Here is a 13,303-nt window from a genome sequence, read left to right as displayed (position 1 = left end):
TCTTCTATTTTAGTTAATCTATTAATTATATAACAATCTGATCTTCCAAAAATATTATGAAATGTAGCAAAGGTATAAAGTTTTTTTAATCTGGTAAAACCATGAAATAATTACGTAGCTTTGCATCAATCAAATAACACGTTAAATACGACAGCATGAAAATCCTTGCGATACTCGCCGCCCTTTTCCTTTCAATAGGCTATGGCCACGCTCAGACATACGAGAAGTTTGTCGAGAAAAGTTTTGACTTCTTGGACAAGAACGACTTAGTCTCCGCCGAAGAGAGCCTACGAGCCGCCATGCGCCTTGAACCGGGCAACCCCAATAACTATGCCTTGCTCATGAATCTCGGGACGATACAGCGTAGACAAGGGAAACTGGAAGATGCCCTTCTCTCCTATACCGCCGCCCTAAGCCGCCATCCGAATAATGAGGCCATACTGGAAAATCGTGCCGGCTTATATACGGAAATGGGTGAGATCGAAAAAGCGACGAACGATTACAATGCCCTGTTAATCTTGAACCCCCATCATCAAGAGGCGTTATATTGCAGGGCGATGCTTCATTTGCAACATAAGAACTATCTGTTGGCCGAGCAGGATTTCGATAAGATACTGGAAGTAAACGAGAAATCCGTGAAAGGACGTCTGGGACACGCGATTCTCGAGAAGCTACGGGGGAATTACGATGAGAGCGAACGCATCTTTAATTACTTGATCAACGAGATGCCCCGCGAATGGATCTTATACGAGGGCCGTGCCGATCTATACTTCATGATGGGCAAGAACGCCCGGGCTATGGCCGATATCAATCGTGTTTTCGTGGAAAGTACCCCGACAGCCGCTTTATATGTATTGCGAGGCAAAGTAAAACTCGCCCAATATGAGAAGGCATCGGCCGCCTTAGACTTCAAGAAAGCTGAGGATATGGGATATGATAAAACGACTATCGACGAGTTGATGAAGATGGCTCGTTAAGGCTGTTTTTATACGTATAGTGGCATCGGCTCACGCGAGTAGTGGTATTGGCCTACGCCACTACTCGCGTGAGCCGATGCCACTATACGTGTGAGCCTGCGCCACTACTGGTGCGAAATCGGCCCATTTATACTACTTTTCCGTGATATAATTGACAACCCAACTACCCACTTCTTTCGTTCCATATTTCGCTCCACCTTCCACTTGGATTTCCGGCGTACGGACATTCGCATCGAGGGAAGCGTCTACGGCTTCACGGATCAAGGCTCCCTCTTCTTTGAGGTCGAAATACTCGAATAACATCGCTACTGAAAGAATTTGCGCCAAGGGGTTCGCAATATTCAGCCCTTTCGCCTGCGGCCAAGAGCCATGAATCGGCTCGAAAACCGGTGTGCTCTCTCCGGTAGAAGCGGAAGGCAGCAAGCCCATAGAGCCGCTGATGCAAGAACCCTCATCCGTCAAGATATCACCAAACGTATTCTCGGTTACCATCACGTCGAAGAATTTCGGCTCTTGGATCATACGCATAGCGGCGTTGTCCACATACATATAGTCTGTCGTTACTTCCGGATAGCTAGGAGCCATCTCTTGAGCGATCTGGCGCCATAGACGGGAAGAGGCAAGTACGTTCGCCTTGTCAACAACCGTCAGGTGCTTATTCCGTTTCATCGCATACTCGAAGCCCACTTTCAAGATACGCTCGATTTCCGGGCGGGTATACATATTCGTATCGTATGCCTTATCGTTGTCTTGATATTTCTCACCGAAATACATACCACCGGTCAACTCACGGATACATAAGAAATCCGCGCCATCCACCAATTCGGCACGCAACGGCGATTTATGCAATAGGCATTTGAAGGTCTGCACCGGACGGATATTAGCGAACAGGCCCAACTTCTTACGCATCGCCAAAAGACCTTGCTCCGGACGTACTTTCGCTGTCGGATCATTATCAAACTTAGGATCGCCCACGGCCGAGAAAAGAACAGCGTCGGCATCCTTACAAATCCGATAGGTCTCCTCCGGGAAAGGATCGCCTACCTTATCGATCGCGTCAGCGCCACAAAGGGCATACTCATAGTGAACCTCATGTCCGAATTTCTCACAAACGGCACTCATTACTTCCACGCCTTGCACGGAAATCTCTGGTCCGATCCCGTCTCCGGGAAGTACTGCTATATTCAGTTTCATCGTAAATGTTTGTTATTATTCTCTGTTAAAATGTACATACTTAGGCTCCGTGGGGAAATACGTGTCATCATCCCACAGGGTACTTGTAATCATCAAGTCGGCGCTATAACGGTTACAAGCGATAGGTACGTTATGAACACGGCACTGGCGAAGCAACATCTGGATGTCGGCCTCGTGCGGTTGCGGATTCAAGTCGTCTATCAAAAAGACCGCCAAATCGATCTCCTTACGGACAACCATAGCGGCAATCTCAGCATCGCCTCCCATCGGACCGGAATGCATGCAAGCAATATCCGCGTTCACCCCTTTTTCCTCGAGAGCTTTACGAACCAAATTTCCGGTCGTACCCGTACAAACAATATGGTGGTGAGACAAGAACTCAGCGTTATGTACCGCCCATTCTACCATTTCCGCCTTACGATTGTCGTGCGCTACAAGCGCGATAGTCAACTTTTTCATACCCTTTACCTTTTTAATTATTAATCCTCTATCTTGTTCAGCATCTTCAATGTCGCCTTGATCGCCGCCTCAGTCTGATCAGCGTCCAGACCACGAGTCTTGAAATCGACCCCGGCATAATTCCAGCTGATGACCGTCTGCACGAACGCATCCGTACGTCCTCCCGGCGGGATGGATACCGAATAGTTCGTCAACATCGGGAACGGGCGGTTCAAACGGGAATAAATCCGGCGTAGGGCACGAACGAAAGCGTCGTATTGGCCATCACCGGAAGCCGATTCCTCGTAAGCCTCGCCATTGATCTCGATCTTCAAGGTAGCCACCGGTTTCAGCCCTTGGGCCAAGGATAAGGAATAGTTCAAGATCCGTATTTTCTGATCCTCCAGCGCATTATCATGATGAAGCACATCGCTGATAATATAAGGAAGATCCTCCGGGGTAACCATTTCTTTCTTATCCCCTAACTCAATGATCCGTTCCGTAACCTTACGCATCGAGCCCTCATCCATGTCGATACCGAGCGCTTCCAGATTCTTGCGGATATTCGCTTTTCCGGAGGTCTTGCCCAAGGCGTACTCGCGAACCCGTCCGAAACGCTCAGGAAGCAGGTCGTTGCAATACAGGTTGTTCTTGCTATCACCGTCCGCATGGACACCGGCGCATTGCGTAAACACATGCTCTCCGATAATCGGCTTATTGGGCGGGATATGCACCCCCGAATAGGTCTCGACCAAACGACTGGCCTTGTTTATCTTTTCCTCCCTCAAGTTCGTCTCCTCTCCCAACTGATCCTTGATGACGGCAAGGACGCTGCTCAATGGAGCATTACCCGCACGCTCTCCCAAACCGTTCACGGTCGTATGGATTCCCTTGATACCCGCACGGATGGCGGAATATACATTCGCTACGGCAAGATCATAGTCGTTATGCGCATGGAAGTCAAACCGTAAATCAGGGTAACGGTCCACCATCATCTTGCAATACTCGTAGGTATTTCCGGGATTCAAGACTCCCAAGGTATCCGGGAGCATGAAACGGCAGATCGGAAGTCCTTTCAACGCATCGATCACCAAGAACACGTAATCCGGGGAATGCTTGATACCGTTCGACCAGTCCTCCAGATAGATATTCACGTCGATCTTCCGTCTCTCCGCTTCCAATACGACCGTACGAATATCGTCAACGTGTTGCTCGGGAGTCTTACGGAGCTGTTCGGTGACATGCTTATAAGAGCCCTTGCAAAGCAAGTTCACGACACGGCAACCTGCGGATTCAATCCAGTCGAGAGAGACCGTACCATCCACGAAACCCAAGACCTCCAATTTGTCTAGGTTTCCGGAACGGGCGGCCCAAGCGGCTACACGCTTCACGGCCTCAAACTCTCCGTCCGACACACGGGCGGAGGCGATCTCCACCCGGTTCACGCCTAAGTCGTTCAGCAGCACTTGCGCTATGCTAAGCTTCTCGTGAGCGGCGAAGGAGACGCCCGAAGTTTGCTCCCCATCTCTGAGGGTTGTATCCATTATTTCTATCATAATCAGCGTGCTGCCTCGAAGGCTTCTATCTTTGATTTATTTGCCAGTAAATAGTCGATATCGTCCAATCCGTTGATCAGGCAATCCTTTTTATAGGCGTTGATCTCGAAATGCTCGCTTTTGCCCGTAGCCTTGTTCGTGATCGTTTGCTCCGGTAGATTTACCTCGACCTCAGTTTTCGGGTCCTTGTAAATCGAATCGAACAATTCAGCGAGGAACTCTTCAGTCACAACAACCGGCAGCACGAAGTTGTTCAACTCGTTGTTTTTATGGATATCGGCGAAGAAACTGGAGACCACGACACGGAAACCGTAATCGGCGATCGCCCAAGCCGCATGCTCACGGCTGGAACCGGAACCGAAGTTCTTTCCCGCTACCAATATCTTTCCGCTATACGTAGGATCGTTCAAGACGAATGATTCGATCTTATTACCTTCCTTATCATATCGCCAATCCCGGAATAAGTTCTCGCCGAACCCTTCTTTGGTAGTCGCTTTCAGAAAGCGGGCTGGGATAATCTGGTCGGTATCCACGTTCTCTAAAGGAAGAGGTACGCAAGTGCTTGTGATTATATTGAATTTTGTTTTCATCTTATGCTACTTTATTAGATTAGTCTTTACATCAGTTCTCTCGGATCCGTGATCTTACCTGTCACAGCGGCGGCGGCGGCCACAAGCGGCCCCGCTAAGATGGTGCGCGCACCCGGTCCTTGGCGGCCCTCGAAATTACGGTTGGAAGTGGAGACCGCATATTTACCCGCCGGAACCTTATCCTCATTCATCGCCAGACAAGCGGAACATCCCGGTTGACGAAGGACGAAGCCGGCCTCGGCCAAAACCTTGTCGATCCCCTCGGCACGAATCTCCCGCTCTACCTGCCAACTGCCGGGAACCAGCCAAACCGTTACATCATCCGCTTTCTTCTTTCCTTTCACCAAAGAGGCGAAAGCACGGAAATCCTCGATACGGCCATTCGTACAGCTACCTAAAAAGACATAATCCACTTTCTTACCCAACATAGACTCGCCTGCCTTGAAGCCCATATAATCCAAAGACTTCTTATAAGAGATACGGCCTGCCTCGGGCACGCTTTCTAAGGAGGGGATATCTTTGCTGATACTCATACCCATGCCCGGGTTCGTACCGTACGTAACCATCGGGTCGATATCCTCGGCGTGAAAAACGATCTCCTTATCGAACTTAGCGTCCGGATCACTATATAGCTGACGCCACTCGCTCACCTTCCGCTCCCATTCCTCGCCTCTTGGGGCAAACTCACGGTCTTTCAAATAATCGAAAGTAACATCATCCGGAGCGATCATACCGCCACGGGCACCCATCTCGATAGAAAGGTTACAGATCGTCAGACGTTCCTCCATGGTCGTATTACGAATCGCCTCGCCAGCGTACTCTACGAAATAGCCCGTAGCACCGCTGGTACTCATCTTACTAATAATGTATAAAGCAAAGTCCTTCGCCGTAACGCCCGGTTTGCGTACACCATCGATCGTGATACGCATCGTTTTCGGCTTACGCTGCATGATACATTGGGTAGCCAAGGTCATCTCCACCTCGCTCGTACCGATACCGAAGGCGATAGCGCCCATGGCACCGTGCGTAGAAGTATGGGAGTCGCCACAAACGATTGTCATACCCGGCTGCGTCAAGCCTGTCTCCGGACCTACCACATGGATGATACCATTCTTCGGATGTTGAAGACCGTAATACGTCAAGCCGAAATACTTCGCGTTCTCTTCCAAGGTATCCACTTGATTCTTGGATATAGGGTCCTCGATAGGCTTATCTTGGTTCAATGTCGGGATATTGTGGTCCGGCATACAAGTGATTTGCGCGGGACGGAAGGGCTTCAATCCACGTACACGTAATCCGGCGAAAGCCTGCGGGCTAGTCACCTCATGACAATACAGACGGTCGATATACAATTGTATGGTTCCGTCGGGCAACGTGTCCACCACGTGTTTGTCCCAGATTTTCTCAAATAATGTCTTGCTCATTGTCTTGTCTATTTTTAGTCTACTATAAACTTATTGATGGCGTCCACGAAAGCCTCAACGGAAGCAGCGATAATATCGGTATTCGCAGAGAACCCATAATAGGTAGCCCCGTTATACTCTACCTGCATATGCACCTTGCCCGTATCATCGCTACCTTTATTAATGGCTTGGATCAAGAATTCCTGAATCGTCATGTCACTATTACTAATGGCTTTTTTCACCGCCTTGATACCCGCGTCAACCGGACCGTTACCAGCTGCGGCCTCATATCTTCTTACTCCCGACAAATTTAAACAAATACTTGCGACTGATTGTACTCCAACACCACTAGTTACCTGTAAATATTCCAATTTAATACGGTGGGTGGCCGTACGATCCTTCCCGACCAACATCAAAACATCATCATCATTAATATCTTTCTTACGATCGGCCAGTTTCAAGAACTCATCGTACACCTTGTCCAATTTCTCCTGCTCCAGATCCACACCTAAAACATGCAGGCGATGCTTCAACGCCGCACGACCGCTACGAGCAGTCAATACGATCGCATTATCATCAATACCCACATCCTTCGGATCGATGATCTCGTAGGTTTGCGCATTCTTCAAAACGCCATCTTGATGGATACCGGAGGAGTGAGCGAACGCATTACGTCCGACAATAGCCTTATTCGGTTGTACCGGCATATTCATCAAGCTAGAAACCATACGGCTCGTACTATAGATCTTATTCGTCGTGATATTGGTGATGATATCACGTTCTTTATGGCTCTTGAAAACCATGGCGACTTCTTCCAATGACGTGTTACCCGCACGCTCACCGATGCCGTTTATGGTTACCTCCACCTGACGGGCTCCGTTCAACACGCCTTGTACGGTATTCGCGGTAGCCATGCCCAAGTCATTATGGCAATGGGTGGACAAGATCGCGTTATGTACGCCATCCACATGTTCCATCAGATACTTAATCTTCGCCCCGTACTCATCCGGCAAGCAATATCCTGTCGTATCCGGGATATTCACTACGGTAGCCCCGGCCTTGATCACGGCCTCCACGACACGGGCTAGATATTCATTATCCGTACGCCCGGCATCCTCACAGTAGAATTCTACGTCCTCCACGTACTTTTTAGCGTATTTCGTGGCGGCGATCGCACGCTCTATAATCTCCTCTCTCGTGGAGTTAAACTTGTATTTGATATGAGAATCAGAAGTACCGATACCCGTATGAATACGTCCTCGCTTAGCGAATTTCAACGCCTCAGCTGCCACGTCGATATCTTTCTCCACCGCACGGGTCAAGGCACAGATGGTCGGCCAAGTCACGGCCTTTGAGATCTCAACCACACTCTTAAAATCCCCAGGACTGGAGACAGGGAAACCAGCCTCGATCACATCAACACCTAGCTGTTCCAACGCCTTAGCTACTTGAATCTTTTCCACTGTATTCAACTGGCATCCCGGAACCTGTTCACCATCACGTAAGGTGGTGTCGAAAATAAATAATCTGTCTGACATAATCTTATATTCTTAATTTACTAATATCCTATACTAACTAAAAAAGCCTCTCTCACAAGGAAGTGAGAAAGGCTCTTTCATATATCGTAATGCTCGCAAAGCATACAGTCTCACTTCCTATCCCGTTCCCAGAGTAGAATAATGTTTAGAGAAATAATGAGACTATTTTGCAAGTTGCGTGTCATTGTTCTTGTCTTTATTGTTTTTGTTTCAACGTTGCAAAGATACGGCCTTTTTCGAGACCAGCAAATATAATCCGAAGTTTTTTACTTATTATTTATTATAAACCGTAAGCCAAACGATCGTATACCTTACGAAATAACACTACCCATCGTAAGGTTGTTACGATGAGGCTGTCTCAAATAGAAGTTTGAGATGGCCTTTTTTGTGTCTGCAAAAAAAATCAGGCAAGCTCTAACTTCGCTCAGCCAGAACTTGCCCGTCTCCCTAATTTTTTGTATCTTAGGGAATCAAATCAAGATATCCCAAAGATAATGTTTAAAAGTTACACATCCAACGATAATCTGCTTTTACCTCCATGTTTAGGCGATTTTATACCCCAGAACGATCCGGTCCGGGTTGTTCACCGTATCATTGAACAGATAAACCTTAAAGAACTTTACCTTAAGTATTCCTCTAAAGGCTGTTCTGCGTACCATCCACGCATGATGCTTCAGATTCTTGTCTATGCTTATTTGCGTAACATCTATTCCAGCCGTCGCATCGAAGAGTTCTGTCGTAACGATATCCGCTTCATGTGGCTTACCGGCAACGTGACTCCTGACCATAATACCATCAACCGTTTCCGCAGCAGCCGTCTGAAGGATGTACTGAAGACAGTTTTCGCTACTATTGTAAAGTTCCTCGTGTCAGAAGGTTTTGTAAGTCTTGATGTGGCATTTACCGACGGAACGAAAATGGAGGCTAACGCCAACCGTTATACATTTGTCTGGGGCAGGTCCATACATACCCGTATATCCGGAATAGCTGAACAGCTTGAGGAGATATGGCAGTATGCCGAATCCGTTACCAAACAGGAACTGCGTGATTCAGCTCCGGTTACATATCAGGATATCACCCCGGAGAAAGTGGAAAAGGCACTGGAGCAGATAGACGATGCCCTGAATGGAGTTGATGCTGACAAGAAAGTGAAAGCGAAGGTAAGGCGTGTAAGGAAGTCATGGCCTGAACAACTCAGGAAATATGAATCACAGGGAAAGATACTTGACGGACGCAACAGTTACTCAAAGACAGACAATGATGCCACTTTCATGCGCATGAAGGAGGACCATATGAAGAACGGACAGCTTAAACCCGGATATAATCCTCAGATAAGTACCAATAAACAGTTCATCCTGAACTATACCATCCATCAGTGTGCAGGCGATACCTCCACCTATCCTCTGCATATGGATGATTTCCATTCCCTTTACGGCAGATACCCTAACGTGTCTGTCTGTGATGCAGGATACGGAAGTGAAGAGAACTATCTGTATGCTTTCGGGCATGACATTGAAACCTTCATAAAGTACAATTATTTTCATAAGGAACAGAAAAGGAATTTCAGAAACGACCCGTTTCTCTCTGCCAACTTTTATTATAATGAGGAAAATGACGGCATGTACTGTCCTATGGGGCAGAGAATGGAAAGACTATCTGATGTAAGGCGGGTAACAGACAACGGTTTTGTGCAGACCATATCAAGATACAGGGCACGCAACTGCAAGGGTTGCCCGTTAAGATGCCGGTGTCATAAAAGCAGTTCGGAAAGGATTGTACAGGTAAATCACCGTCTGAGAAAAATCAAGGAAAAAGAACGTGAAAAGCTGCTTTCTGATGAAGGTCTGAAATATCGCAGTCAGCGACCACAGGATGTGGAAGCAGTATTTGGAAACCTCAAGAACAACAAGCACTTCAAGAGGTTCAATCTTCGTGGACTTAAGAAGGTTGAAATTGAGTTCGGCCTGCTGGCAATAGCACATAATCTTGCAAAAGTAGCCTCTTAGGAAGGTTATGGTAACAAAAAAACAGTGAAATCTTCAAAAGTAAGCTTATAAATTCATCTTTAGAGAAAAATCCAAAAGACTTCAACTTGGAATAAAACAACAGAGGCCATCTCAAGTTTATTTTGAGACAGCCTCATCATAAGCACCTTACGATGGGCAGTGGCAGAATCAGCGAACCACGACTTTCCGTACAAACGAATCGCCGAAGGCCTCGCAGCGGACGAAGTAGACTCCGGCATGCCCTACCGGGATCTCAGCCTTGCCAAGAATCGAACCTTCGTAAAGAACGATGCCGGACACATCGACTACCTTCAAGGCTACCTGCTGAGGCATATTCACGAAGATAGATTGATTGGCTGTATACAGGCTCATGCCTTCCTCGATGGACTCGATGCCGGTTGGCGTATCCGGTTGGTCCGGCTTGTCTGGATTCTCCGGATCTACGGGGTCTACAGGAGGAGTAACCGGATCCAAGAAAGTAGCGGAAACAACCTTCACCTCTATCTTGCTACTAACCGGCTTGTAATTCGGATCGGTCGGCGTAAAGGTAACCTCTTGCTGACCGGTGGCCGTAGGCGCTGTTTCCGGCTTGCTCCAAGCGAATGTTCCGGCTACGATACCGGGATTTCCACCTTGTAGAATTGATTCGGCCAGTGTATGACCGAGCAAGATATCGGAAGCATCCGGCCACTTCGTAATCGCAGGTTCGGCTTGTTCTATCGCATAGGGGAATACTTCAGTATATTCTTTATACTTCGCATCAGCTGAACGATAAACACGTACATAATACTTATCGACATTCTTCAAGACAGCCGGTTGCGTACAGGCCTCGTCAAAGAAGAACGTGATCTGGCAAGCCTCGTTGCCCGTACCTGTCACGGATACGAGTTGAGCCGCACCGTTATATACGGAAGAGGTTTGAGCTAACTTGAACTCTAGTTTATCCTTGCCGACAAATTCAGGAGTAACCCCCGTAGAGCCTTCCGCTACCACATATTCCCGAGGGTTCTTCTTTGCGTCAACAGGGTTAGACTCAATATCAGACCAATGAGAGAACTTAGCGCCTTCCGCAGGCACAGCTTCCAGCGTCACCGTTATACCGGCGGGGATAGAAACCTTACCATCCGTTGCGTCGTATGGCATACCGCCATTAGTGACACGTACGTAGCCCATCGGTGATACCGGTTCCCCTCCCGCACGTAGGATAGACTCACCAAAGGATAAGTTTACCGGATCTTTCGTAGAATGATAGTAAACCGTGCCTTCGTAATTCTTTTTAGCCGCATCGCTGTTAGGCTCAATCACGTATTTTGTCACGCCATTGGTAGTTGTGCTTGTGATGTCCACCTCTGCCGGGCGAGTCTTCGGATTACCTCCGTTCGTAGGCGCTTCCGTTACCGAGACCTTGGACTTATGGATCACTAAGCCATCCTTATACTCCCCTTTGAACTCATTATACAAACCATCCTCTTCGCGATGCAACAAGACCGTATAATTGTCCGCATCGATTGCCTTAGCAGTCTTCTCACCCTTAGTGTTCTTATATAAGACCTCAAAAGAGAAACCAGCGTAAGTCTGCGAAGCGAAAGGCACGAAGTTGCGGGATACGCCACTGTAGTAGTATTCTTGATACGGCCAAAGGATGTATGTCTTCTCGATATTTACCCGAGGATCGAATACAGCTGTCACCGTCAGGTCGCCGGTTACGGTCAAGACATCATTTTGAGATATTTCCTTACCGTTCGCCAAGATGGTAAGCAGTCTCGCTCCGTTCTGTCCCTCGGCACTCGCTATACGAACCTCCGTACCATAAGGTTGTTCTCCGGATGGCTCCAACGTGATCGTACCGGAAGCGGTCTGAGTCGGGTTGCTGCTTACGGCAGAGGCCTTCACCATGTATTTCTTCGCACCGAAAGCAGCTTTTGCCGTAACATCGCCTGTCACGGTCCACAGGTCGTTCGTAGGGCCGGTCACGCCCGATAAGGTGACACTGCCATCCAAGCTATACCCGGCATCCGGAAGCGCAACCGCACGTAGCTTCGTACCAACAGGAACGGAAGAACCGTAAGCGATCAAACTGCCGTCTTCCTTATATAATAAGATAGAGCCGTTCGCCACATCTTTATCGATGGAGACAAGTGCCCCCTCTTTTGGCTTGAATGCGGCATTGACCTCCAAATCCGCTGTAAGCGTCACCTTGTTACCCTCTAGAGGCTTCTTGTTTATAGTCAATGATTCCAACTGGGAGTTCACGTCCGGTGTAGCCACGATTTGCAAGATCGTACCTTGTCGCAAGAAAGCTCCAGACGCAACCTTCGCACCTTCGGCCGTAACCGAGAGACTGCCGTTGCCTACATGATTGATCGTTACCGCACGCATGATCGGGGAGAAGTTCGCCGTATAGGTCTTATTATTATCCGCCTTAACAAAGATGGAATCATTCGCCGGCAAGGTCTCGCTCGCGCCCGTTACCGACCAACTCTCGAACTTATAATTGGGCAGAGACAGGGCTACCAAGGAGATCTCTTGACCCTTCACGTACACGTCATCCTCAGTCTTGCCCAATACGTTTACGGTACCTCCTGTTGTCCCTGTAGCGGTGACTAGATACGTAGGGGTTACCTCAACCTCCACAGACACCTCCGCTGTATTGTAATAAGAGGAGTTATCTGGATAGAAAGTGACGGAACAGCTTTGCTTCCCGGCCGGCATCACCGCATTCCCGTTCGTCCAAACGAAGGTACCGGCAATCGTATATCCATCTTCATCCTTTACGCTACCACCGGACAGTAAAGAAGTTGAAAGCAATTGCCCCTCCTTGATACCTGTCGTTTGCGGCTTCGTGATTTTACTTGCGTCAATAGCGATCTTGCTCGTCAGACTCATGACATAGACCTCCTCGAACTCAGCGTAGTCAGTGTCACCCGCATAGGATAGCTTGACATACAGGATACCCTCTTCCTTGCGGTCATTGTCGGTAGCCGCTATTTTACAAGAATCATCCTTAAAATAAGCGACCGTAAGCGTCTTATCCTCCGGGATGGTCGTATAGCTCAATCCTGCGGCTATAGCCGGGTTGACCACTTGCTCTTGGCCCGATACGTTCACCACCAGATGGGCTCTTTCCTTATACGCTGTAAGGGTCGCTCCACTCAAGTCCTTCACCGACTGCCCATTGGAGGCCTTGTTAGACAAGAGTCCGTTTTTCGCCGTGAACTTTCCTCCCTCAAAAGAGGCCGCCAGCACTACCGGGATACGGAGCACGGGGCCTTCCGGGGCTTTCATATCCTTGTTTCCTGCACTGTATACCACGCAACGGAAGCTGCCGTCACTTTGCTTACTCCACGTAAGGGCATGATCATTTGCCAACTCGCCGAGGATCGGAGTCCCATCTAGCAAGATACCCTCGGACAAGGTGAAATCCACCTGGAAGGAGGAGAAACTAAAGGAATTATCGGATACCTTCAGCGTGAGCGTATCCTTACTGCCAGCGGCGTTCAGGTTCGTCTTCGCCAATTTCCACTGGGCGGCGGTAGCCGTTCCCGCCGATAACAGCAGGAAGAGGGCTACGAATAATTGTTTTATATGATTCACTTTCATA

General features: G+C 48.4%; 9 protein-coding genes. 2 read left to right on the top strand and 7 right to left on the bottom strand.

What is annotated here, in order from left to right; translation table 11 throughout:
• Positions 1-155: 155 nt before the first annotated feature.
• Positions 156-977 carry a tetratricopeptide repeat protein gene (locus CI959_RS12450; protein WP_057317130.1) on the top strand — a complete coding sequence of 274 codons (822 nt, stop codon included), beginning with the start codon at positions 156-158 and terminating at the stop codon, positions 975-977.
• Between the two features lie 132 nt (positions 978-1,109).
• Here CI959_RS12450 and leuB read toward each other — a convergent pair whose 3' ends face one another.
• From leuB to CI959_RS12420, 6 genes are read right to left on the bottom strand one after another with little or no spacing between them, the layout of a single operon-like run.
• Positions 1,110-2,171, bottom strand: a complete 1,062-nt coding sequence (gene leuB / locus CI959_RS12445; RefSeq protein ID WP_005854478.1) for a 3-isopropylmalate dehydrogenase — start codon at positions 2,169-2,171, stop codon at positions 1,110-1,112.
• 15 nt (positions 2,172-2,186) lie between these two features.
• Positions 2,187-2,630 carry a methylglyoxal synthase gene (locus CI959_RS12440; protein WP_005854477.1) on the bottom strand — a complete coding sequence of 148 codons (444 nt, stop codon included), beginning with the start codon at positions 2,628-2,630 and terminating at the stop codon, positions 2,187-2,189.
• Between the two features lie 20 nt (positions 2,631-2,650).
• The gene (locus CI959_RS12435; protein WP_057317746.1) at positions 2,651-4,165 is read right to left on the bottom strand and encodes an alpha-isopropylmalate synthase regulatory domain-containing protein; all 1,515 of its coding nucleotides are present in this window, start codon (positions 4,163-4,165) and stop codon (positions 2,651-2,653) included.
• A 2-nt stretch (positions 4,166-4,167) separates the two neighbouring features.
• Positions 4,168-4,755, bottom strand: coding sequence for a 3-isopropylmalate dehydratase small subunit (gene leuD, locus CI959_RS12430; protein ID WP_005854475.1), 588 nt, complete (start codon positions 4,753-4,755; stop codon positions 4,168-4,170).
• A gap of 26 nt (positions 4,756-4,781) precedes the next feature.
• The gene (leuC, locus tag CI959_RS12425; protein WP_005854474.1) at positions 4,782-6,179 is read right to left on the bottom strand and encodes a 3-isopropylmalate dehydratase large subunit; all 1,398 of its coding nucleotides are present in this window, start codon (positions 6,177-6,179) and stop codon (positions 4,782-4,784) included.
• A 14-nt stretch (positions 6,180-6,193) separates the two neighbouring features.
• On the bottom strand, positions 6,194-7,696 hold the full coding sequence (locus tag CI959_RS12420) for a 2-isopropylmalate synthase (RefSeq protein WP_005854473.1): 1,503 nt from the start codon (positions 7,694-7,696) through the stop codon (positions 6,194-6,196).
• 494 nt (positions 7,697-8,190) lie between these two features.
• Between CI959_RS12420 and CI959_RS12415 the strand changes: the two genes are divergently transcribed.
• A complete protein-coding gene (locus tag CI959_RS12415) occupies positions 8,191-9,702 on the top strand; it encodes an IS1182 family transposase (protein ID WP_057317674.1) in 1,512 nt (503 codons plus the stop codon).
• A gap of 168 nt (positions 9,703-9,870) precedes the next feature.
• On the opposite strand, the gene CI959_RS12410 is transcribed toward CI959_RS12415, so the two are convergent.
• The gene (locus CI959_RS12410) at positions 9,871-13,302 is read right to left on the bottom strand and encodes a hypothetical protein (protein ID WP_057317707.1); all 3,432 of its coding nucleotides are present in this window, start codon (positions 13,300-13,302) and stop codon (positions 9,871-9,873) included.
• Between the last annotated feature and the right edge of the window lies 1 nt (position 13,303).

The sequence above is a fragment of the Parabacteroides sp. AT13 genome, assembly GCF_002272965.1.
Lineage (GTDB): Bacteria > Bacteroidota > Bacteroidia > Bacteroidales > Tannerellaceae > Parabacteroides > Parabacteroides distasonis.
This window is presented reverse-complemented; position numbering and strand designations above follow the sequence as displayed.